Consider the following 23,207-nt stretch of genomic DNA (forward strand, 5'->3'; position numbering starts at 1 on the left):
GGAATATTGCCGGCATAGACCCGACATTTACACGTCTTTCTCTGTTATATGGCTGTAGGAAGCGATAAATTTGACTCGCTCATTTTATTCTTAAGCTTTAAAATACCTCGAATTATAAAAATAGTATTCAAGAAATACATAATTATTAATGGCCACAAATAGTGTATAAGACTCCCTCCTGGAAGGTATCGAACAACTGTAAAATTATACGCTACAGTAAGCAGCATAATCAGGGATAGAGATATTACCCAAAAAACTTGTTCAATAATAATTTTGCGTCCTCTTCGAAGTGTATTTTGGTCTTTGATTTTTGAAGTCTTATAGACAAAAATTGGGATCAAAAAATGGATCAACGGAATAAAAAGAAATGAAAAAGATGATAAATATAAAATCTTCAGAAAAGTTTTATTCTCATCATACGAGGTTTGGTCTGTTAGGGTTTGAGTTATCATGTCCTGATTTTGAACAGCCATGAATTCTTCAAACTCAACCTCTAATGATTTGGCTAGATTCTGAAGTGTATATGCTCTTGGGATTGTTTCACCACTTTCTATCCTTTGGATTGTCCGTACAGTAACACCTGCACGTTCTGCCAATTGCTCTTGTGTCAATCCTTTTTGTTTTCGGAGAAGCGCTATTTTCTGAGACAATTCCATAACTCGATTATTGGATATTAAGGTAAACAAAAAATTAAGTAAATTAACCTAATAATCACAGCTATCTTTTACTATGAAAAATCCATTTTTAGCTTCACGTGGAACTTGGGAATTGTGGCACTTATTAAAGCGTCAGGAACTTCTGTCTATATTCTTTTGGAGTTACTCCGACAAATGTCTTGAATTGTTTGTTAAAATTGGATAGGGTATTAAATCCTGAGTCATAACAGATCTGGGACACACTCATGGTCTCGGAGTTTGAGAGTAGTTTGCAAGCATGGCTGATTCGGAGTTCTGCAATGAAATAAGAAAATGTCTTGCTGGTTTTTGCCGTAAAATATCGGCTAAAGGAAGTAGAAGTCATGCTCAATAATGCCGCAACTTCATCTAAGGTGATTTTTTTCTTGAAATTGGTAAAAGCATAATTGTAAACAATGTTTATGCGGTTAGTTTCAACTTCCTTAGGTTCATCAAGGATCTCTCCATAATGAAGTAAGTTGTATTCATTGCTCTTGGCAAGTACTCCTAAAATCTTCAACAGTTGGATAACGCTTTCCATTCCGTGCAAATGCAATAGCCCATGCATCAAATCAATGGTTTCTGTTGCAGTTTCTCCATGAATCTCCATCCCATGCCTTACTTTTCCCAATAGGATCTTTAGCTGAGTGAACTCCTCCTTCTCAATGAACTTTTCCAATGCTGAGCCATTGAGATAAATAACCAACCCTTTGCTCCTTTTATCAGACTGCGGATCAAAATAATAGTCTTCACTTCGCCAAAGATGAGGAATATTGGGTCCAATAAAGGTCAGATCCCCTTTACCAAAGGACTTCATGGTATTGCCGATAAACTTGGTCCCCGACCCTTCCAATACTAGAAAAAGTTGATATTCAGAATGTGCGTGCCATGTGGGATCAAAGTGATTCTCACTAAGCTTCCTGATCGCAAAAATACGAGACGCAGGAATTCTGGTTTTCTGAACTGCTGGCTTCTTGAAATTTATATCCATGCTCGGTTTATATATTCTTTCCTCTAAGGAATGGTAGATTTTGGTTGCTTAAATTTAAGTGTTCACTGAGCAATTACCAAGAAATAATAGGATAAATGTGCGATTGTTTTCCAAAGATGAAGGCCTTACCCGACTATTTTGACAAAATACAGTCAGTTTTGGATTATTCATAGGTATACTGAAATCTTTAATTGGCGTAATTTAGAGGATAAGGATTTCCTTAACATCAATTTAAATCGACCGAAACACATTATAAACTATGGCATTAGATGTAAAATTGGGTGTAAGTACTTGGGTATGGACTTCTCCTTTCAATACGGAGGAGGCACCGGCCTTATTCAAAAAAATTGCGGATTTAGGATATGATGCTGTTGAGATCGCAGTTGAGGACCCCCAATTGATTGATACTGACAAAATTCGAGCTGAATTAGAGAAAAATGGTCTAAGCGTTATTGTCTGTGGTGCTTTCGGAACTAGTAGAGACCTGACGAGTGATGATCCCGAACTGCAAAGAAACTCCCTCATTTATATCGAAGAATGTTTAAAAATAGCAAGGGAATTGGGTTCTGCGTTTTTCGCTGGCCCCATGTACTCGGCCGTTGGAAAGGCAAGGATGATACCCAAGGAAGAGCGAGAAGTAGAATGGTCCCGAGCCGTTGAAAACCTTAGGACTGTATGTGAAATTGCCTCTTCCATGGGGCTGGAAATAGCACTGGAACCTCTTAACCGATTTGAATCTGACCTAGTCAACAATGTTGATGACGTGCTCCAGATGATTGAAGACATCAACCATCCTGCAGCAAAGATATGCCTGGATATGTTTCACATGAATATTGAGGAACGCGATCCTGGCTTAGCAATTCGTAAAGCCGGGGACAAGCTATTGCACGTTCAGGTCTCTGAGAATTATCGGGGGACACCCGGTTCTGGAAATGCAAGCTGGAATGAGTATCGCAATGCCCTGGAAGCAATAGACTATAAAGGTGTTGTTTCCATTGAGAGCTTTACTCCAGAGAATAAAGAATTAGCAGGAGCAGTATGCATTTGGCACAAGCTGGCAGAAGATCAAGACACTTTTGCGCGCGATGGGTATACCTTTTTGAAAAATTGGACCACAGAAAATAATATAGAAAACTGATAATTTATGGATAGCAAAGAAAAAATTAATGTAGCAATAGTTGGATTAGGCTTTGGAGCAGAGTTTATTCCTATTTATCAGCAGCATCCTGATGCGAATATGTATGCCATTTGTCAGCGCAATGAAGAAAAACTTAATGAGATTGGCGATGCCTTTGGCGTGGAGAAGAGATACACAGATTACGATGAGATGTTAAAAGATGAGCAGATCGATGCTGTTCACATCAATACGCCTATACCCAATCATGCTGAGCAATCCATAAAGGCTCTAAGGGCAGGCAAACATGTTGCTTGTACAGTCCCAATGGCAACAACGGTAGAGGAATGCCGGCAGATTGTGGAAGCGGTTGAAGAAACTGGCCTGACCTACATGATGATGGAAACAGTGGTATATGCTCGGGAATTTTTGTTTATGAAAGAACTGTATGAAAAGGGAGATCTAGGCAAGATTCAGTTTCTAAAAGCCAGCCATCAGCAAGATATGGATGGATGGCCAAATTATTGGCCAGGCTTACCTCCTATGCATTATGCTACACATTGTGTAGGACCAGTGTTAGGATTGACAAGAAGCGAGGCAGAATATGTGTCATGCTTCGGCTCAGGAACCATTAGAGAAGATCTAATAGGTCATTATAATTCACCATTTGCTGTAGAAACAGCGCATATAAAGTTTAAGAATTCTGACTTAAGTGCACATGTCTATCGGTCATTGTTTGACACGGCAAGACAATACAGGGAAAGTTTTGAAGTTTATGGCTTCAAAAAGGCTGTTGAATGGCCATTGATTGAAGGAAAGCCATTGGTGTTGCATGTTGCCAAAAGACCAGAGCCAGAAATTCCTGAAGAAGTTGAATGTCCAGATTATGCACATTTACTTCCTGAACCTATACAGCATTTTACTACTGGCGGTGTGTATGATGAAGAAGAAAATCAGCACTTATCCTTTAGCCAAGGTGCTGGGCATGGTGGCTCTCATCCGCATTTGGTTCATGAATTCATCGATGCGCTGAAGAATGGCAGGCAGCCGTTCCCTAATGCAAGGCAATCTGCGAACATAACCTGTGTAGGTATTTTGGCACACGAATCTGCCCTGAAAGGTGGTGAGATTATTTATCTGCCATCATTCACCTGGGAAGCCGAATAAACCTTTCGAATTTGAAGAAAACAATTATTAAATAAAGATGAATAGGATATTTAATTTGTTGCTGTTGTTATTTGTGGCCCTCTCGATTTGGGGATGCAACGAAGACAACAAGCCCAGAAGACTAGAATTGTTCTTTTTAGGACACGATAGCAAACACCATGACTCCGAGTTGCTAGCAGATATTTTATCCAAGGAGTATTTTGAAGATGGAATAAACATTACCTATTCAAATGATCCCGAAGATCTAAAACGCTCAGACCTGCACAAGTTTGATGGCCTGATTCTCTATGCAAACCATGATACCATCAGCGAATCTCAAGCTAAGGCATTGTTGGATTACGTTGCTTCTGGCAAAGGATTTATCCCTATTCATTCGGCATCTTTCTGTTTTCGAAATTCTGATGAGGTCGTAAAACTAATTGGAGGACAATTCAAAAGCCATGAAGGGGGTTCATTTGGTGCTGAAATCATCAAGCCCGAACATCCTTCTATGCAAGGTCTTACCCCCTTTGTAACAGAATGGGATGAAACCTATGTCCACGATCTTTTTGCGGATGACATAGATGTCCTGATGGAACGGGTGGAAAACTCGCATAGAGAACCTTATACTTGGGTGAAGGATTACGGAAAAGGAAGGGTTTTCTACACCGCATTTGGACATGATGAAAGAACATTCCGCAATCCTGGATTTATCAAACTGGTAAAGAATGGGATTCTGTGGGCTGTTGGTGAAAAGGCTGTGGACAGAATGAAGAAATATGTAATCGCAAAACCTAAATATGAGGAAGCAAGGATGCCAAATTACGAGCGTCGCGACCCTCCTCCGCGTTACCAGCATCCTTTAAGTCCTGAAGAGTCACAAACATTGGTTCAGATTCCGGTTGGTTTTCGATTGGAACTTTTTGCTAGTGAACCCGATATTAAGAAGCCCATTTCCATGGATTGGGATGAAAAAGGAAGACTCTGGATCATCGAGACCATTGACTACCCTAATACCGTAAAAAGCGATAAAGGAAAAGGTGGTGACCGGATTACCATATGTGAGGACACTAATAATGATGGAAAGGCTGATAAATTCACCGTCTTTGCTGAGGGGCTGAATCTTCCTACTTCATTGGTGTTTTCAGATGGTGGTGTTATCGTCGCACAGGCACCGCATTTCTTATTTCTAAAAGATACTGATGGAGATGATAAAGCGGATGTCCGCAAGGTTATTATGGATGGATGGGGAACTTTTGATACTCATGCTGGTCCTTCTAACTTAAAATATGGTATTGACAATAAAATTTGGGGTACTGTAGGCTATTCGGGATTTGAAGGCTCCATAGCTGGTAAAAATTTCAAATTTGGCTCTGGAGCTTTTAATTTTGATCCATCAGTCAAAAACTTTGAATTCCTGGGAAATACAACCAATAATACCTGGGGATTGGGCTTCTCGGAAGACGCTGATGTTTTTATCTCCACAGCCAACAATGAACACAGTAATTTCTTGGCGATACCTCAACGCTACTATCAAAAAGCTAACCTGAATGAAAGAGGGATTGAAAAAATTGATGGTCATTATAAAATACATGAGTTAACAAAGGAATTGCGTCAAGTAGATGTTTTCGGTGGGTTCACCGCAGCAACAGGACACAATCTATATACCGCTAGGGCATTTCCTAAAGAATATTGGAACCGTGTTGCATTTATCGCCGAGCCTACGGGCAGATTGATCCATCGCCATATTTTGGAGCAATCTGGATCTGGCTTTAAGGAAAAAGGAGACGGTTGGAATGTCGTTGCCAGTTCAGACAATTGGTTTGGTCCTGTGGAGGCGAAAGTGGGTCCCGACGGAGCACTTTGGTTTTTGGATTGGTATAATTTCATCATCCAGCACAACCCAACTCCTGATGGATTCGAAAATGGAGAGGGTAATGCCTACATAGATCCTTTAAGAGACAATAAGAAAGGTAGAATTTACCGCCTTGTTTATGAAGATGCCGATAAACAAAAACACTATAAATTGGATGGAAAGAAACCAAGTAATCTCGTTGAGGCTTTGGAAAGTGACAATATGTTTTGGCGCTTAACTGCACAGCGATTATTGGTCGAGTCTAAAGACAAATCCGTAGCAAAGAACCTGCACAGTTTAATCAATGATGAATCAGTTGACCAAGTAAATGTAAATGGAGGTGCTATTCACGCCATTTGGACCTTACACGGTTTAGGTTTGTTGTCTGGTGAAGATAAAACTAGCACACCCGTTGTATTGGATGCCTTGAAACATCCTGCACCTGGTGTTAGAAAAGCGGCAATACAAGCATTGCCGAAAACTCCAGAAAATATTCAAAAGATACTTTCATCAGGAGTGATCAAGGACAAAGATTTGCGTGTCCGATTGGCAACCATATTGGCATTGGCAGACGCTAGTCCTAGCCCACAAGTTGGAAAAGCAATTTTTGAAGCTGTCCAACAACCTGAAAACGAAAAAGATAAATGGCTGTTCCATAGTTTGCAGATCGCAGGAGCAATTCATCAAAAAGCATTTGCTGAGGAATTCAAAAAGAAGCTCGGTGATCTCGACCTAACGAATGTAAACGGGTCATTGGCAGAACGAATTTTGTTGGGGAATAACATGTCTGTTTTTTCTAATGCGAATGCGAATGCGGGGATAATTGCACCAAATCAGATTTCAGACTTAGCAGGCCAAGAGCTGCACTTCTCAGCAAAAGTTAAGAAAAAAGATAATAAAGCCCTGGAAGGCGTATTGGTGTCCTACGGCGATAAATCAAATGGATATATCGTATACATAAAAGATGGGAAACTTCATTTTAGAGTTAATCAAATGGGGCGAAAAACCGTTATCTCGTCGGATAAAGATTTTGGTTCGGACTTTAATGTTAGGACTTCCCTCCTCTCTGATGGTAAAATGATCTTATATGTAAATGGTAAACCCGAAGCTGAGGGAGTCACCAGCGGCCTTTTCAATGCAAAACCAAACGGACCTATTCTTTTCGGAAAATCTAGTCCATCGGATAAATCAGATGAAGTCAATTCTGACAGCCCCGGAGATTTTACGAATAATTTTAATTTCACCGGAACATTGGAGGATGGACGCCTAGTAGCCATGAATAAAGCCAATATCTCAACAACGGAATCGCCTATTGCTGACAAAGAAATCAGAATTAAGACCTTGGTGGGAAAAATGGAATATGACATTACTAATTTTACCGCCAAAGCTGGATCTACATTAAAGATTGTTTTTGAAAACAATGACCATATGCAGCACAACTTGTTGATTCTAAAACAAGGAAGTTTAGATCGTGTTGGTAAAGCAGCAGACGAATTAGCACAACAACCGAATGCTATCGATCTGCAATATATACCAACAACATCGGATGTACTGTTCAGTACACCTTTGGTGGATCCTGGAGAAACAGTAGAACTAAACATCAAAGTGCCAGATGAAGCAGGCGATTATCCATTTGCCTGTACATTCCCCGGGCATTGGAGAATTATGAATGGCGTAATGAAAGTCACAAAGTAATCATAAGAAACCGCGCTAGATCAGGCGCGGTTTTTTTATGGTCGATTTATTTGATAATTGAATTAAGAACATAAAATAAGATGGAGAAGTTGCAAGGCTCCATCCATCAGTTGCCAATTATCTTCTGTAGAATTGATTTAGGCTTGATAGTTAAAAAAATTGACAAGGTTTTTAACAGAAAAGGAGACAATCTATAAGATGTCTCCTTTTGTAGCCCCGAGCAGAATCGAACTGCTATCAAATGTTTAGGAAACATCTATTCTATCCGTTGAACTACAGGGCCGAGCTGCAAAATTATTATTTTATGCAGTTTGAACAAATTTATTTTCACTGTGGCCGAAAATATTTTGCAATCTAGAGCTTCGCATAATTAATTGGTGAGCAGAATGGCATTGGATTGAGCATTATTAATGGTAAAAATCAGGTTAATATTAGAACTAATTGATTTTCAAACAAAAGCAATTTTGTGATATAAATCATATTTATAAATGATAGTGATTTTAAATAGATAAAACCGATAGTTAATAAGTAATTTCGATAATAAAAGGGCGTTAAAAGTCGTATCTTTGTGTCACAAAAAAGAAAAGAAAAATAATATGAGTTTTACAGGTAAAAATTTCCCGAACATTACAGTAGATGCTATTGACTATTTAGGCGACAACTTCACATTGAATTTGTTTGAAAAAGCACAACAAGAGAACAAGAAGATCTTGTTATTCTGGTACCCTAAAGACTTCACTTTTGTATGTCCTACGGAGTTACATGCTTTTCAAGAGGCTGTTGCTGAGTTTGAGAAAAGAAACACAATCGTTATTGGTGCATCATGTGATTCAGCGGAGGTTCACTTTGCATGGTTGAACACTGCAAAAGACAACGGTGGTATCGAAGGTGTTGAATACCCTATCATTGCTGATACGAACAGAAACTTATCTAGCGTATTAGGAATCTTAGAATTGAAAGAAATTGAGCACCCAGAATACGGAACTTTAGTTGAAGGTTCAGCTGTTTCTTACCGTGCTACTTACTTGATCGACGAAACTGGTAAAGTATTCCACGAATCAGTAAATGATATGCCATTAGGCCGTAACGTAAAAGAATTTATCCGTTTGATCGATGCTTATACGCACGTTCAAAAACACGGAGAAGTATGCCCAGCAAACTGGGAAGAAGGTAAAGAAGCGATGAACGCTACACGTGATGGCGTTGCTTCATACTTATCACAAAATTAATATTCCCCCTAACAGAAGAGGAGGATAATCCTCCTCTTTTTTATTCTACCCTAAAAAACAAGGAAATCATGTTAGAAGAATTAAGCTCAGACAACTTACAAGAGGTCATCAACAGCAATGATACTGTGATGGTTCAATATGCTGCTTCTTGGTGTGGTAACTGCCGCATTATGAAGCCTAAATTCAAAAAATTAGCTGGTGAGAACGAAAATGTAAAATTCGTGATCGTTGATGCAGAGAAATTCCCTGAGTCAAGAAAATTAGCTAATGTAAACAACTTGCCTACTTTCGCTGCTTTCAAAGGCGGAAAACTGGTGAATCAAGTACAAACAAATAAAATCGAGGGATTAACAGATCTATTAAATGAAGTTACCAATAATTAAACATCTTACAGAGTTTATCGCAGAAAACGATGCTGACTTTGTTTTGGAAACAATCGAAACATTGGAGTCGTTGACTGAAGTATCTCAACTTAAAGACGAAGAGTTGGATGTTATTGGTGAATTAATCTCCAATATGTATGGCGCAATTGAAGTAAACAAATTAGTTCAAGAGGGAATGCCACAAAAAGAAGCCCTAAACACCTTTATGAAGCGTGTTTTGGGTTCTATTGACAAGTAATTCACATAAACAACTCATATAGTCATTCAATTGACTGATATTCTTTTCCACAAAAACCTGTGTATAACTCTGTTTTTGTGGAAAAGTTTTTTTTAATTGGCTCGTCCAAAGAGCCTTATTTATATTACTTTTATATTCATTAAAGGTTAGACCAAAAAAAGCGCATCATCCTGCTAAAAAGAACCAAAGGATAATATCCTTAGATTCAAGTCAAAGATTTTTAATTGTTGGTAAAAGGAATCAAATTATTTTGATTCCTTTTATTTTTTTAAGCTAATCTTATTACATTTAAGTATGATTCAAAGATTCTTAGGCCTCCTAATCCTACTCCTAACTTTTCTTTCTGCTGCAACTGCACAGCAAAGTAATTCATCGTCCAACATAAAGCTCAAAATTGATAAACTGGGCACCTTGGGTACGGCACTTTATTTTGCCGCTCATCCAGATGATGAAAACACCAGACTGATTGCCTACTTGGCAAATGACAGAAAATATAGGACAGCATATCTCTCCTTAACCAGAGGTGATGGTGGTCAAAACCTTTTGGGTACAGAGCAGGGAATTGAATTGGGGTTGATCAGAACACAAGAACTGTTGGCGGCACGAGCAATCGACAAAGGCGAACAATTCTTCAGTGCTGCGTATGACTTTGGTTTTTCAAAAACCCACGATGAAACCTTTACGTTCTGGAAAAAGGATGATATCCTTCGCGAAGCCGTTTACCTGATCAGGAAATTGCAACCGGATGTGATTATCAATCGCTTTCCGCCGGATCGTCGTGGTGGCCACGGACATCACCAAGCATCCGCAATTCTAGCAAAAGAAGCTTATGAAGCTGCTGCTGATCCTAACAAATATCCAGAACAGCTAAAAGAATTGAAGCCTTGGAAAGCCAAAAGGATTGTATGGAACACCGCAAACTTTGGAGGGATGAACAACACCTCAGATGATCAATTAAAGGTTGTATTAAGCGATTATAACCCGTTAATGGGCTATTCCTATGGTGAAGTATCAGCCATGAGCAGATCACAGCATAAAAGTCAAGGTTTTGGTGCTGCAGCAAATCGCGGCCAGACAACCGAATTCTTTGATCATGTGGCAGGTGAAAAGGCTACCCAAGACCTTTTCGAAGGGGTAAACACCACATGGGAGAGGTTGGGTGAGCCGACAAAAAATATAGAACAGAAAATTCAGGATATCCAAAAGAAATACAATATCAACCATCCTGAAAACTCCATAAAAGAACTGGTCGAACTCCATGAATTGATCAAAGCTCTAAAACCAAGTGTTTATAGAGACCAAAAGCTCAAAGATCTAGAAGACATTATTATTTCTTGCGCTGGTATTGTTGTTGAATCTATAGCTTCACAGCCAAATTATGTAATAGGACAGTCTTTTAATGTTACGAATGAAATGATTAAAAGAGCTTCAGAATCTGATGTCAAATTGATTTCAATCGATGGCAAATCAATCAATGAGTCGATACCGGGCAATGAAACTAAAAAATATCAAAGACAAAAATCTGCTGATCATTGGACCCAACCATATTGGCTTGAAAAACCTAATTCATTAGGTAAATTTGATATCGAAGAAAAGAATTTTGGTTATCCAGAAAACACGGACAACCCGAGTACAAAGTTTGTTTTAACGGTTGATGGGTTACAACTGGAAATAGAAAAGCCGGTTGAATACAGATTTGTTGACCCAGTAGATGGTGAAGTTTATCAACCCATCTCTGTTTCACCGGCACTTACCGCATCGATCAGTTCAAGTCAGGCTTTACTGAAAACGGGAGATAAGAAAACAATCAGTCTAACGATAAAAAATAACAGTGATAACATCCAAACCGGAGAACTGACCTTCAACCAAAGTGATGGTTTACAGATTTCACCGAATAAAATAGAATTTGAGATACCCGCAGGCCAATCTATTTTAAAGAGCTTTGAAATATCAAATCCCAAAAATACAGAAAGCAGTGATGTTGAACCTTTGATCAATGGCAACCCTGTCCATGGTTTTAAAAAGATAGGTTACCAACATATTCCGGATATAACATGGTTCCCTCCGGTTAATTTAAAAGTTAAAGCTTTGGAAATTAACAATCCTTTGAAAAAAATTGGTTATATTCATGGTGCCGGAGATTTAATACCTACGGCTTTGGAAAACATTGGCGTGCAAGTGGACCTGTTGAACAGCAATTTGCTTGCTAGCACTAACTTAAATCAATACGACGCAATCATTATCGGAATAAGGGCTTATAACGTTAGCCCAAATGCGAATCAATGGTTACCTATTTTGTTCAATTATGTGGAACAAGGGGGTACAGTCTTAGCGCAGTACAATGTAAATTCTAGAATGAGTACGGACAAACTAGGTCCTTACCCATTTGAAATCAATAGAGATAGAGTAACCGAGGAGGATGCCGAAGTTACTTTCACCGATCCGTCAGATCCGGTCCTGAATTATCCGAACAAGATAACAGAGAAGGATTTCGAGGGTTGGGTTCAAGAAAGAGGTTTATATTTTGCGACCAATATAGCTCCAGAATACCGCACGCCATTGAGCTTTGCGGACAAGGATGAAGAACAAAACAAAGGTTCTTTGTTGGTTGCAAACTATGGAAAAGGGAAATTCGTTTATGCGCCATTGGCATTTTTCAGACAATTGCCAGCAGGTGTACCCGGAGCTACTAGATTATTTGTAAATTTGCTCGCTAAGAACGAAAAAAACTAAGAAATATAATGGAAAATCAAATCGAAAACTCAAAAGAAATCAACGTAAAAGGCATTATCTTATTAGTAGGTACTATTCTAGGTGCTCTGACTGGATGGGTTGCCAAAGAAACATTTTTAGGATTTGCAGGTGGACTGGTTGGTGGATTAATTTTCGCAATCATCTTCATCTCAATTTTATTACCAAACAAAACGCATGACAGATAAAGGACTACCGCCATTCGTACGAAGCTGGAGACAATTCTATTGGATAGTTGTTCTCTGGTTAGTCGTTTGCATAGTTCTAATGTATATTTTTACTAAATATTTTGGATGAGTAGTATCGATTGGATAGTACTCATCCTTACCTTGCTTTCCATAGTGGCGTATGGACTTTACAAAAGCAAGAACGTCAAAACAATTGACGGCTATATCCTTAGTGACCGATCTTTACCTTGGTACACAGTAGGACTTTCTGTAATGGCAACTCAAGCCAGCGCCATTACCTTTCTTTCAGCACCTGGTTTAGCCTATACTTCCGGAATGAGCTTCGCTCAATTTTACTTTGGATTGCCATTGGCCATGATTGTCCTCTGTATCACCTTTGTCCCCATTTTTCATAAACTCAAGGTCTATACTGCTTATGAGTTCCTCGAAAAGAGGTTTGATGTCAAGACGCGCGTATTGACTGCAGCCTTGTTTTTACTTCAAAGGGGGATATCAACGGGGATTACCATTTTTGCTCCAGCAATCATCCTCTCCACCATATTGAAAATAGACCTAACCCTGACGACCATAGGAATAGGTTCTTTAGTGGTGATCTATACTGTCTATGGTGGCACCAAAGCGGTATCATACACTCAGCTGTTGCAGATGTCAATTATTTTCGGCGGACTGTTATTGGCGGGAGTTTTGGTTGTGCATTTATTGCCCCAAGATATTGGGTTTAAAGAAGCGTTGCACATTGCCGGAAAATCCGGAAAAGCCAATGCCATCGACTTTAAACTAGACCTTAACAATCAATATACAGTCTGGACTGGGCTCATCGGTGGTTTCTTCCTGCAACTATCCTATTTTGGAACAGACCAAAGTCAGGTCGGAAGATATCTGACCGGTTCTTCTGTTAAAGAAAGTAGATTAGGCCTGTTGATGAATGGCCTTTTGAAAGTGCCTATGCAGTTCTGTATTTTATTGATAGGTATATTGGTCTTTGCGTACTATCAATACCATACCCCGCCCCTATTCTTTAATGAACAGGTGATTGAACAGCTTGAAAACAGTAACCACAAACAGGAATACGAAAACATCAAGCAGCGTCACGAAGAAATCAGTCAACAAAAGACGGTTTATATCAACCAACTGACCGATGCCCTTAAGACCAAAGAAGAAGATAAAATTGATCAAGCAAGAGCAGAGCTCTTAAAGTTCAATGAGAACGATCAAAAACTTCGCACAGAACTGGTCGAATTAATTGAGAAGAACGACCCGAATGCCGACACAAACGACAACAACTATATCTTTCTACGTTTCGTAACCGATACGTTCCCAAAAGGCTTAATTGGCCTATTGATTGCAATTATATTCTTGGCGTCCATGGGAGCGACTGCAAGCGCTATAAATTCACTTTCATCGACAACGGTTATCGATATCTATAAGAGGTTTGTCAAAAAAGGAGCCGCCGACTCCCATTATTTGAAAGTCTCTCGCATATCAACTTTCTGCTGGGGTATCTTCACCATCGGAATAGCACTCTATTCAAGTCAACTTGGTAACTTACTCGAAGCTGTGAATATATTGGGTTCTTTGTTCTATGGCACTATACTTGGAATCTTCCTGGTTGCATTTTACGTCAAAAGTATTGGCGGAAAGGCGGTATTCTGGTCTGCGGTAATCACTGAGGTAATCGTGATCGGTATCTGGCGAATGGACATAGTTGCTTTTTTATGGCTGAATCTAATAGGCTGTGCTTTATTGATCCTGATTGGTTTTATCCTGCAATACTTTTTGGGCAAAAATAACACTCAAATAAAAACCGTTTAGATTTTCTTTCTAAACGGCTCCCTTATTTTTTTAATAATATTTTCGATAGAGGTCATACAAAACAGCTTTATCTTTTTCTGTCAGTATCCCCGTAAGGTCTGATTTAATATACTTCCGTTTGAATGATTTTATGGCTGCTTCCTGATTGGTCATATCATATCCCATTAGCTTCAATGCATCAATAGGATTAAAATTCATTGGAGGTGCGACTAAATAATTGGGATTGTACCATATTCCGAATCCTCTTTCTGCCAACAGTTGCCAAGGGAAGAACACATTAGGGTCATCCTTTCTTCCTGGCGCGAAATCAGCGTGCCCAATGAAGTTTTTCTGAGGGATGCTGTATTTGGTCTTCAAGGTGTCCAAAAGAACTAATAAGGAGTTTATTTGAGCGTCAGGAAATGGTTCTTTGCCATTATTGTCAAGCTCAATTCCAATCGAAACCGAGTTCATGTCTGTAATGGACCCCCATTTACCTCTTCCGGCATGCCATCCTCTCAAATAATCGTTCAGCATCTGCACCACCCTACCGTCGCGACCAATAACATAATGGCTGCTGACCTTGGTGTGCGGTAGCTGGAATGTACGGATTGTCTGTGCTAAATTAGCCTGAGACGTATGATGAATCATGACGAATGAGGGTTTTCTCACATCGTAATGCATGGCACTGGCATAATCATATTGCTTACTGGTGCCCTGCAAGAACATATTCCATGCAATTTGCTCTGGAGTTTGGTTTGCACCCGCTAATGGAGGAGCAACTTTTGCTTGCTCAACAACAGCAGGAGTTTTATTTAGTGTATCTAGTTTTGGTGCGGAATTTTCAACAATTACTGAAGGAGTAATAACAGATGTATTTGATTGTAATACCTTCGACTTCTTGGCGGTTGAACAACCAACCAAAAACAACACCCCACACACTGCAACAATCAGTCGCTCTGAAATTTTTCTCATCTAATCTATTTTGGTAAATTAAGTAGCAGACCCATTGAAAGCATTTGGTTCCACTGAACGGCGCCATCAAGGGCAGAATCGTAAAGGATTACACCGCCTAATTGCACATTGATCAATGAAGTTACTTTTGCAGTCAATGTAGCATCCAAACGATGTTTTGGATCTGAAAGATCTTCGTAGTCTGCGAATAAGTTATAACGTGACTTCAAATTCAAGTTCTTCGAAAGATTTCTGTCCAAGTTTGCTGTCAACTGAAAAGCCAGCTCATTTTTAAATGTTTTACCTTCTTCAATACCAAATATCGGTCCTGTTCCTTTTGTATAATCCTTTTCATCAGGGAATTCACCGAATTCAGCAAAATAATCTGCGGCATTACGTGGCTTCAAACGGTTGTCCAAGATCAAGGTCTGTCTGGCAGTACCCGTACCAAACCTTAGTGAAAACGTTTCATCAGGCTTGTACTCCAAACCGAATGACTCTGTGAAATATCCAGGAGCCATAAAAGAAGATTTCAAACCGGTGATGATTTCATTGCCCTCGGTGTCTTTGCCATAGTTATAGGCATTGTCAAACTGCGTTTCGTATGTCAACGACAAGTAGACCGCCCATGATTTCGTCAACTTATAAGCTAACTTGTTATCCCAGAAAATACGGTCATTATTAGGTTTTGCCAACTGCCCTTCATTTTTCACTTTACCGTATTTCAGGTCTAGTTCTGTTGTGAAGTTAAAGTTGTTTCTATTGAATTCTGATTTATGCCAGATTATACCGCCTATAGCGTAGGAGTTCAAACCACCCAGTTTCCAGTTATCGCTGAATGCTGCTTGGTTGAAATTGATCCCTACTTTGGTCCAATGCTTCCAATAGTTGACCTGAAGGTCTAACTTTGGAATAGGCACGTTAATGTTTTTGATGGAAAGGGCTTCGCCTTCGTTCTGTTCAGAAATAGTACTATCTGGTTTTACGCGCAATTCACGTAAATCTTGACCCTGAACCGATACGATTCCGAAAATAAAAATGAAAACAGGTAATAGGTAAAGTTTTATATTCATATTAATTTTCTTTTTTAACATCCAACTTTATGTCTGGCAATTCTCGCAAAGGTCGTAAATTTGGGTGTAGTTTAAATACTTCATATTTACTTTTTATATATTTTACCATTTCGTAATAGTTAGATGTCGTGACAAACTCATATGTAGGCCTAAATAACTGCATAAATACCTTTAGTTCTTCACCTTCCAAACCCACCAAACTGCGCACTAATTCCGGCGTAAAGTAAAAATCAATGATGTTTTCTTCATGCAGCTTTCCAATAAATTGGGTAAACCTTCTGGCGTTCTTACCCTCCTTACTGACCATATTGTATAGCGAATTGATATTTAATCCAGCCCCTGTCATTCCCACGGAGAAAATATCACCGGGTTGTGATAACTCAAAAGCCTTGCCATAATCTCGTTTTATCTCATTTAAAACATCGTCAGGGTTCTTTCGACCTATTACAGTCACGGTTTCTATCGCCGAAACATTTTCCTTCAGATTCACGATGATGGCAGATTGATTGTTATAGGTTATGGTATCAGAAAAATAACCTGTCTTTTTAAAAACAAGGATATCACCTGCTTTTACTGCAGTCTTAAACTCTCCGCGAGCATCGTTATAAATATATTTCTGAGTATTTAGATTTCTAACCTGGACTTCCCCCAGCCTACGCTTTGTGTCTTTATCATATACGATACCTTCCAAGCTTTGTTGTGCATACAACAGAACCGGCGATAACGAACAAAAGATTAATAAAATACAAACAAGGATTTTCACTCTTATAAAACTACGTCTTAGAAGGATATCTTGCTAATATTTAACAATTTTAACGTCTCTTGTAACTATTTTGATACGACAAGAAGCTGTCCGACCGTTACAGCATCCGTTGACAAGCCGTTCCAAGACTTGATGTCATTTACTGTAACATTATATTGTCGAGCAATTGAGTACATGGTATCAGTTGCTTTCACCTCATAGATTTGCATGGCTACCGGCTTTTTGATTTCTTCAACTGGAGCAGGTGGCTCTACAACTTCTTTTTCTTCGATCACCTCTTCTACTTTTTCAACCCTAGCGATTGCCTCCACTGGAGCTTCTGCTTGGTCATATTGTTGGAGGTTATAACGCTCTATTAGGTCGATAAGAAGGTCTGGGTACCGAGGGTTAGTTGCATAGCCTGCAGCTTTTAAGCCTCTTGCCCAACCTTTGTAGTCGTCTTTTTTGAGGGTAAACAAGCCTTCGTAACGCTTGCGGAGAAGAAATTGAGAGTGATCTCGGAAAGATTGCTCCGGATCGGAATAAACTCGGAAACAATCATTTGCTGTGTCATCAGGGCGATTGACAGATTTGCCGTTCCACGATCCTCCACATTTAATCCCAAAATGGTTGTTGGCTTGGGTAGCTAGGTAGCTGTTTCCGTTGCCCGATTCCAAAATGGCCTGTGCTAACTTAATACTCGCAGGAATACCATATTTGTTCATTTCCTCAATGGCAATTCCCTTGTATCGATCGATGTAAGCCAGCCCACTAGTGGATGTTCCTTTGTTGCTAGATGAATTAGGGCTGTTAACGGTGCCTCCTCGGCTACCATTAGGGTGTTTGAGAACTGTAGATCTTTTTGAACCACAGGAAACAAAAAATAAGGCCAATATTAAACTGGCCAGTAAAAACTTCTTCATCTACTTGACAAATGAGCTTAGTTAAGATTCGTTTTTTCGTCGTACTTTTCTAGGTCATATCTGTCGATTGTAGAGATTACCTTTCTCGACCAATCTCCAGTTTCAGAATAACCAGAATTAGCTATTCCTTTAACCCATCCTTTGTAATCTTCAGAATCGTGTTTGTTGAATAATGGCTTTGTAGCTTTTCTTCTTTGCAAAAGACCAACAAAATCGCGGTAAGAATCCAAAACTGAACCGTATCCTTTGTATGCGGAGCGGATTTTTTTGCTGTTGTTCTTCCCTTTGATTCCAAAGTGATTATTCAAATAGCGTGCAATTCTGCTGTTGCCGTAGGCACTTTCATGAATTGCTACTGCTAGGATTACAGAAGCCGGAACTCCTGTTTCACGCATTAGCGTTTGAGCTGCTGGGCTATGTTTCTCAATGTACGATCTGGTCGTATAATCTTGAGCTTGAAGCCCTAAAGTTGAAAGAGTAGTAAGTATACATACTACTAAAATCTTTCTACAATAATTTAGCATAAAACTTGTTTTAGTTTAACACTACTTTTTGCGTAGCACAAAAAGCCCATCTCTAATCGGCAGAATAAGTTTTTCAACTCTTTTATCCTCTGCCAAGGTTTGATTTAATTCTATTACTTGCTGTGTTTGTTTGTCAGGATTTTCATTGAAAACCTTCCCTTTCCACAAGACATTGTCAATTAAAATCAGACCACCTGGTCTTACTCGATCGATCAATGTGTTGAAGTAGTAAAGGTTTCGTTTCTTATCGGCATCTATAAACACCAAATCGAATTCCCCTTCTATGGTTGGAATAACTTCCGCCGCATCTCCAATATGATATTTGATTTGACTAGCATAAGGAGATTCATCAAAATATGACTGAACTCGTTCTTGCTGTTCCTCGTTGATATCAATGGTATGCAAGGCTCCATTGTCCTCCAAACCTTCTGCTAAACACAGGGTCGCATATCCTGTAAAAGTACCAATCTCTAAAGCCAACCTCGGATGTACCATCTTGCTCAACATAGCCAGTACTCTTCCTTGGTAATGCCCCGATAACATGTGCGGCATGGTCTCCTTCAGATAGGTCTCTCTATTGACCTTTTTTAGTAACGGATTTTCTTGGTCCGTAGTATCTTCCAGATAGCTGTTTAGTGGATTAGACTCTTCAAACATACTGCGCAAAGATAAATATTAGCCATCAAACTTACCAAAGAATTTTTTATAAACTGTTGCAAATCAATATCTTAATAAGTAACAGGAAGAAGGTAAAACAGCGTTTAAAGGTGATTCAAGCGTCCTGCAAAAAGCCAATATTTTTTCTTTTAATTTAAATTACGTCATAAAACTGACCAATTTAAACTTTGGTAATCAGAGTCTATCTTGAAATTTATGCCACAAAAATGGCCCATATTTTCGAAAAATATGGGCCTCAAAAATTATACAAAACCTCTAGTCTAAAGAGGCTGTTATTAATCTTAAAAATTCAGAACGGGTAACGTCGTTTTGGAAGGCGCCTGTAAATGCTGAAGTCGTTGTTACGGAGTTTTGTTTTTGTACTCCGCGCATTGCCATACACATGTGTTTACATTCGATAACAACCGCAACACCCGCTGGTTTTAGAGTATCCTGAATACAGTCGCGAATTTCATTGGTCAAGCGCTCTTGAACCTGAAGTCTTCTTGCGAAAATATCTACAACACGAGGGATCTTGCTAAGACCGACTATATGCCCATTAGGGATATAAGCAATATGTGCCTTACCGAAGAAAGGTAGCATGTGGTGTTCACACATTGAATATACTTCAATGTCCTTGACAACTACCATTTGGCTGTATTCCTCTTCAAACATTGCTCCACGAAGAACTGCCGCTGGGTCAACGTCATATCCATGAGTTAAGAATTGTAAAGCTTTGGCAACACGTTCAGGAGTTTTAATCAAACCCTCACGGTTTGGATCTTCTCCCAATGCTTGTAGAATATCTTTATAATGTTCTGCAATTCGTTCAACATTCTTCTCGTTGTATTGGTCGATCTTCAAATAACCGTCCTGTTCTTCTTCTTCAAATTGTTGAAATTTGCTCATTCTAATTTGTTATTGGTGAATTATTCGCCGAAATATTCGACATAATTGTTTTCGGTTTCATGAAGTCTAACCACATGTAGGATTACATTTTCCTTTTCGAACAAAGGTTTCAAAATGTTGAAGATTTCAACGGCGATCACTTCCGTTGAGGCCATTTTATCTTTCATAAAATCCACATCAAGGTTCACATTTTTATGGTCTAGCTTATCGATTACTTCTCTAATGATAATGTCTTTCATTACTTTCAAGTCGATAAGGAAACCCGTTTCTGGATTGATATGACCTTTAACAGTCACAAACAAGTCATAGTTATGACCGTGCCAATTTGGATTGGAGCAATTACCAAAGATTCGCTCATTTTCCTCAGCTGACCAATCTTCACGATAGAGCTTGTGGGCGGCATTAAAGCGTTCGCGGCGTGTAATATAAATCATAATGACAAAGATAAAGTAAATTAACGTAATTTAGTATTTTGAGGTACATATATGAAAACTCTCGTTGTTGCTGCTACAGAACTTGAAATATCCGCTTCCATTCCCACGTTAATCGAAACAAATACAGACTATTTGGTCACCGGTGTTGGCATGGTGGCAACCGCCTTTTCCATGGGTCAACACCTCTCCAATAATTCTTATGATTTATTAATAAACGTTGGCATCGCAGGTACCTTTAATCCATATCATCATCTAGGATCAATTCATAGAATTAAAACCGACCGTATACATGAATTTGGAGCAGAGAATGATCAAGATTTTATCCCAATTGATAGCTTAGGTTTTGGAAATTCGGTTTTTGTGGAAATATTACCCCAGCTATCCCTTCCGGCAGAATTTTATGATATCCCATACATCGATGGCATTACGGTAAATAAGGCTCATGGGTCTGAAGATAGCATCAAAAAGATCAAAAATGAATATGGATTAGGCTTATTGGAGAGCATGGAAGGAGCGGCATTTTTTTATGTGGCCAACAAATTGAGGATTCCCTGTATCCAAGTGAGGACTATTTCCAACTTAGTAGAGCGTAGAAACACGGAGAACTGGAACATTCCATTGGCATTAAAAGAGATCAATACATGGTTACAGAGCTTTGTTACTGTGCTACAGAGCTCCTAACCTGCTTTGTAAATCGATTGTGTAGACCCTTTTACATCGAAAATAGTACAAACCTCCTGCGGAAATTCAATAAATAATAGTATTTTTGCCTATCTAAACAAAATTCACTATCTGTAATACTGATGAGAGAAATACAATTCAGAGAAGCGCTTCGCGAAGCAATGAACGAAGAGATGCGCAAAGACGAAACAATCTTTTTAATGGGCGAGGAAGTCGCTGAATATAATGGTGCGTACAAAGTAAGTCAAGGTATGCTTGATGAATTTGGTGCAAAACGTGTTATTGACACCCCAATCGCAGAGCTTGGATTTGCAGGTATCGGTGTTGGTGCAGCAATGAACGGATTGAAACCAATCATTGAATTCATGACATTCAACTTCTCTTTAGTTGCGATTGACCAAATTATCAATGCGGCAGCGAAAATCCGCCAAATGAGTGGTGGTCAATTTTCTTGTCCGATTGTATTCAGAGGTCCTACAGGTAATGCTGGTCAATTAGGTGCTCAACACTCTCAGAACTTTGAAAACTGGTTCGCTAATACGCCAGGATTGAAAGTTGTTGTTCCTTCAAACCCTTACGATGCCAAAGGATTGTTGAAATCTGCTATCATCGATCCAGATCCAGTTATTTTCATGGAGTCTGAGGTAATGTATGGTGACAAAGGTGAAGTTCCTGAAGAAGAATACTACCTTCCTATCGGAAAAGCTAATGTCGTTAAAGAAGGTACTGCGGTAACAGTTGTTTCATTTGGTAAAATGATCCCTCGTGTGGTACTTCCTGCAATCGAAGAATTAGAAAAAGAAGGTGTAAGCGTTGAGTTGATCGATTTACGTTCGGTACGCCCTATCGATTTCCCTACTATCATCGAGTCTGTTAAGAAAACTAACCGCTTAGTAATCGTTGAAGAAGCTTGGCCTTTGGCTTCAATATCTTCTGAGATTACTTTCAACGTTCAAAAGAATGCATTTGATTATTTAGATGCACCTATTGTGCGTGTTACATCTGCTGACGTTCCTCTTGGTTATGCTCCTACTTTGGTAGAAGCTTCTTTACCAAGCATTGCGAAAGTGGTTAAAGCCGTGAAAGAAGTTTCTTATTTGAAAAAGTAAGAATTAAAATATTTTAATAAAAACCTCAGTAAAAATGTACTGAGGTTTTTTTTGTGCAAATAATTTGTATTTTTAGTTAACATAAATCATAGAATATGAAAAAATTATTAGTACTATTCCTTCTGTCTTCCGCAGCACTTTCTATAAAGGCACAGGAGGTAGACTTTAAAATGAAATTACCCCTAAATGAAGCTTATAAATCTTCAGTAACCATGAAAATGGACATTGAAGGCCAACAAAGTATGATCATGGACATGGCTATTAAGTCAACTGTCACTCCGACTAAACTTGAAGGGACAAATTATACATTCGAAAGTATAATGGATGCCGTAAAAGTTGATATGGATGCAGGGATGATGACCATGAGCTATGACTCGGAGACTCCTTCTGATGATCCTACTAGCGCAATGTTAGGAGCACAGTTTGAAAAAATGCTGGGCAAGAAGATGATTATGGTTACTTCTGATAAAGGGAAACTGATCAGCAGCGAAGGTATTGAGGGTATGGATAATGCTTTGGACAACATGGGAATGACTGCATCGTACCCAGAAAAAGCAGTGAAACCTGGAGATACATGGCCATCTGAAGTTGAAGCAAAAGGTATTAAAACCGTTGCGAACAACAAATTCGTGGGAAAAACAGACGAAGGATACCAAATTGAATCTATCGGTGAAATGAAAGGCGAAGGTGATGCCAAAATCGGAAATTTCAACGCTAATTACATCGTCGATCCGGTAACATTCTTTACAAAGTCTGCAACCATTAAAATGGATATGGAAGTAGAAGGACAAAAAGTTTCAACGGACATGATTATGTCGGTTACGAAATAAGACGTTTAGAAAAACAAAAGAAGGTGTCTAAAAAGGCACCTTCTTCTGTTTTATAGCTTTCTGGAGCTCCATTATAATTTCATGAGCAATATTAGGCTGCAAGTCGATGTTTTGTACTTTTCAGCATGTTGATGGCTTGATTTATCGCAAACAGGGAGTTTTTGCCACCTGGTTTACCGATAAAAGCTTTGTCTTTCCACTTTTTTGCCCATTTTCTGAGGTTATGGGCAATGGCCATCAAACCGAATTCCACAGCGACCTTCTCCAGACCTTTCATTGTGAACCGGGTAAACCTGTTGTTGCTTTTCATCTGACC

The 23,207-nt window shown here is 39.1% G+C and carries 23 protein-coding genes and 1 tRNA gene; 12 read left to right on the plus strand and 12 right to left on the minus strand.

The genetic code is table 11. The features are described from left to right. Positions 1-44: 44 nt before the first annotated feature. Together CRT24_RS03145 and CRT24_RS03150 are read right to left on the minus strand one after the other, a co-directional pair. Positions 45-656 (minus strand): helix-turn-helix domain-containing protein, encoded by a 612-nt coding sequence (locus CRT24_RS03145; RefSeq protein WP_099369790.1) that lies wholly within the window; start codon positions 654-656, stop codon positions 45-47. A gap of 124 nt (positions 657-780) precedes the next feature. Continuing rightward, positions 781-1,665 carry an AraC family transcriptional regulator gene (locus CRT24_RS03150; protein ID WP_099369791.1) on the minus strand — a complete coding sequence of 295 codons (885 nt, stop codon included), beginning with the start codon at positions 1,663-1,665 and terminating at the stop codon, positions 781-783. Positions 1,666-1,924: 259 nt separating this feature from the next. On the opposite strand from CRT24_RS03150, the gene CRT24_RS03155 reads away from it, so the two are divergent. The 3 genes from CRT24_RS03155 to CRT24_RS03165 are packed head-to-tail and all read left to right on the plus strand — an operon-like array spanning position 1,925 to position 7,475. Then, on the plus strand, positions 1,925-2,803 hold the full coding sequence (locus tag CRT24_RS03155; RefSeq protein ID WP_099369792.1) for a sugar phosphate isomerase/epimerase: 879 nt from the start codon (positions 1,925-1,927) through the stop codon (positions 2,801-2,803). 6 nt (positions 2,804-2,809) lie between these two features. Further along, positions 2,810-3,946 (plus strand): Gfo/Idh/MocA family protein, encoded by a 1,137-nt coding sequence (locus tag CRT24_RS03160; protein WP_099369793.1) that lies wholly within the window; start codon positions 2,810-2,812, stop codon positions 3,944-3,946. 37 nt (positions 3,947-3,983) lie between these two features. After that, complete coding sequence (locus CRT24_RS03165; RefSeq protein WP_218962567.1) at positions 3,984-7,475, plus strand: PVC-type heme-binding CxxCH protein; 3,492 nt, start codon at positions 3,984-3,986, stop codon at positions 7,473-7,475. 211 nt (positions 7,476-7,686) lie between these two features. Here CRT24_RS03165 and CRT24_RS03170 read toward each other — a convergent pair. Beyond that, positions 7,687-7,758: transfer RNA gene (locus CRT24_RS03170), tRNA-Arg, on the minus strand. 313 nt (positions 7,759-8,071) lie between these two features. Here CRT24_RS03170 and CRT24_RS03175 point away from each other — a divergent pair. The 6 genes from CRT24_RS03175 to CRT24_RS03200 all read left to right on the plus strand — a co-directional run bounded on the left by CRT24_RS03175 (position 8,072) and on the right by CRT24_RS03200 (position 14,076). Then, the gene (locus CRT24_RS03175) at positions 8,072-8,704 is read left to right on the plus strand and encodes a peroxiredoxin (RefSeq protein ID WP_099369795.1); all 633 of its coding nucleotides are present in this window, start codon (positions 8,072-8,074) and stop codon (positions 8,702-8,704) included. 68 nt (positions 8,705-8,772) lie between these two features. Further along, positions 8,773-9,087, plus strand: coding sequence for a co-chaperone YbbN (locus CRT24_RS03180; RefSeq protein ID WP_099369796.1), 315 nt, complete (start codon positions 8,773-8,775; stop codon positions 9,085-9,087). Then, the gene (locus CRT24_RS03185) at positions 9,068-9,325 is read left to right on the plus strand and encodes a hypothetical protein (protein WP_099369797.1); all 258 of its coding nucleotides are present in this window, start codon (positions 9,068-9,070) and stop codon (positions 9,323-9,325) included. Before CRT24_RS03180 ends, CRT24_RS03185 begins: the two co-directional genes overlap by 20 nt. A gap of 294 nt (positions 9,326-9,619) precedes the next feature. Then, positions 9,620-12,058 (plus strand): PIG-L family deacetylase, encoded by a 2,439-nt coding sequence (locus CRT24_RS03190; RefSeq protein ID WP_099369798.1) that lies wholly within the window; start codon positions 9,620-9,622, stop codon positions 12,056-12,058. Positions 12,059-12,066: 8 nt separating this feature from the next. Continuing rightward, the gene (locus CRT24_RS03195; RefSeq protein WP_099369799.1) at positions 12,067-12,264 is read left to right on the plus strand and encodes a hypothetical protein; all 198 of its coding nucleotides are present in this window, start codon (positions 12,067-12,069) and stop codon (positions 12,262-12,264) included. A 105-nt stretch (positions 12,265-12,369) separates the two neighbouring features. Then, positions 12,370-14,076 (plus strand): sodium:solute symporter, encoded by a 1,707-nt coding sequence (locus CRT24_RS03200; RefSeq protein WP_099369800.1) that lies wholly within the window; start codon positions 12,370-12,372, stop codon positions 14,074-14,076. Between the two features lie 30 nt (positions 14,077-14,106). Here CRT24_RS03200 and CRT24_RS03205 read toward each other — a convergent pair whose 3' ends face one another. From CRT24_RS03205 to CRT24_RS03240, 8 genes are all read right to left on the minus strand, one after another. Further along, the gene (locus CRT24_RS03205) at positions 14,107-15,030 is read right to left on the minus strand and encodes an N-acetylmuramoyl-L-alanine amidase (protein ID WP_257213959.1); all 924 of its coding nucleotides are present in this window, start codon (positions 15,028-15,030) and stop codon (positions 14,107-14,109) included. A 5-nt stretch (positions 15,031-15,035) separates the two neighbouring features. Then, positions 15,036-16,082 carry a DUF3078 domain-containing protein gene (locus CRT24_RS03210; RefSeq protein WP_099369816.1) on the minus strand — a complete coding sequence of 349 codons (1,047 nt, stop codon included), beginning with the start codon at positions 16,080-16,082 and terminating at the stop codon, positions 15,036-15,038. 1 nt (position 16,083) lies between these two features. Further along, the gene (locus CRT24_RS03215) at positions 16,084-16,791 is read right to left on the minus strand and encodes a hypothetical protein (RefSeq protein WP_099369801.1); all 708 of its coding nucleotides are present in this window, start codon (positions 16,789-16,791) and stop codon (positions 16,084-16,086) included. A 119-nt stretch (positions 16,792-16,910) separates the two neighbouring features. After that, positions 16,911-17,747, minus strand: a complete 837-nt coding sequence (locus tag CRT24_RS03220; RefSeq protein ID WP_099369802.1) for a glucosaminidase domain-containing protein — start codon at positions 17,745-17,747, stop codon at positions 16,911-16,913. 17 nt (positions 17,748-17,764) lie between these two features. After that, on the minus strand, positions 17,765-18,271 hold the full coding sequence (locus tag CRT24_RS03225) for a glucosaminidase domain-containing protein (RefSeq protein WP_099369803.1): 507 nt from the start codon (positions 18,269-18,271) through the stop codon (positions 17,765-17,767). 21 nt (positions 18,272-18,292) lie between these two features. Continuing rightward, positions 18,293-18,928 carry an O-methyltransferase gene (locus CRT24_RS03230; protein WP_099369804.1) on the minus strand — a complete coding sequence of 212 codons (636 nt, stop codon included), beginning with the start codon at positions 18,926-18,928 and terminating at the stop codon, positions 18,293-18,295. Between the two features lie 276 nt (positions 18,929-19,204). Continuing rightward, positions 19,205-19,837 (minus strand): GTP cyclohydrolase I FolE, encoded by a 633-nt coding sequence (folE, locus tag CRT24_RS03235; RefSeq protein WP_099369805.1) that lies wholly within the window; start codon positions 19,835-19,837, stop codon positions 19,205-19,207. Positions 19,838-19,857: 20 nt separating this feature from the next. Beyond that, the gene (locus CRT24_RS03240) at positions 19,858-20,271 is read right to left on the minus strand and encodes a 6-carboxytetrahydropterin synthase (protein WP_099369806.1); all 414 of its coding nucleotides are present in this window, start codon (positions 20,269-20,271) and stop codon (positions 19,858-19,860) included. Positions 20,272-20,322: 51 nt separating this feature from the next. Here CRT24_RS03240 and mqnB point away from each other — a divergent pair, with 51 nt between their 5' ends. The 3 genes from mqnB to CRT24_RS03255 all read left to right on the plus strand — a co-directional run bounded on the left by mqnB (position 20,323) and on the right by CRT24_RS03255 (position 22,891). Beyond that, the gene (mqnB, locus tag CRT24_RS03245) at positions 20,323-20,952 is read left to right on the plus strand and encodes a futalosine hydrolase (RefSeq protein ID WP_099369807.1); all 630 of its coding nucleotides are present in this window, start codon (positions 20,323-20,325) and stop codon (positions 20,950-20,952) included. A gap of 122 nt (positions 20,953-21,074) precedes the next feature. Continuing rightward, a complete protein-coding gene (locus CRT24_RS03250) occupies positions 21,075-22,061 on the plus strand; it encodes a pyruvate dehydrogenase complex E1 component subunit beta (protein ID WP_099369808.1) in 987 nt (328 codons plus the stop codon). A 95-nt stretch (positions 22,062-22,156) separates the two neighbouring features. Beyond that, positions 22,157-22,891: a DUF6263 family protein gene (locus CRT24_RS03255; RefSeq protein ID WP_099369809.1), complete on the plus strand. Its 735-nt coding sequence runs from the start codon at positions 22,157-22,159 to the stop codon at positions 22,889-22,891. A 91-nt stretch (positions 22,892-22,982) separates the two neighbouring features. Here CRT24_RS03255 and CRT24_RS21375 read toward each other — a convergent pair. Continuing rightward, positions 22,983-23,207, minus strand: a 225-nt coding sequence (locus CRT24_RS21375; protein WP_218962568.1) for a transposase, incomplete at its 5' end; no start/stop codon positions are given.

The sequence above is a fragment of the Sphingobacterium sp. 1.A.5 genome (genome assembly GCF_002734235.1).
Classification (GTDB): domain Bacteria; phylum Bacteroidota; class Bacteroidia; order Sphingobacteriales; family Sphingobacteriaceae; genus Sphingobacterium; species Sphingobacterium daejeonense.